Genomic DNA, 227 nt, shown 5'->3' with positions numbered 1-227 from the left:
CGAGCTGATGAAATTGCTACAAGGGAAAACAACAGAGCAAACAAGCTTCAAGAAGATAATACAAGCACGACCATTTTGCTTGGTAAAACTATAGTGAAAAAAGAAGCATTGGAGGCATCCATTGAAGAATCTTTGAAATTAATTAAAGCATGGAGCGATCAAAGCTATAGAGATGATGCAGAGCAGTTGATTGTTGATATTGAAGAAGCTTTGCGAGGTGAGCATGA

General features: G+C 37.9%; 1 pseudogene. It reads left to right on the top strand.

Going from position 1 to position 227, the window contains the following annotated elements:
* Positions 1-227, top strand: a pseudogene (locus tag EXE09_RS18930) (hypothetical protein); the annotation flags it as partial.

Origin of the sequence: Acinetobacter sp. WCHAc060025 (assembly GCF_004209355.1) — a bacterium.
Taxonomy (GTDB): domain Bacteria; phylum Pseudomonadota; class Gammaproteobacteria; order Pseudomonadales; family Moraxellaceae; genus Acinetobacter; species Acinetobacter wuhouensis.
Note: the sequence above shows the minus strand (reverse complement) of the source record. Positions and strands in the feature narration are given on the sequence as shown.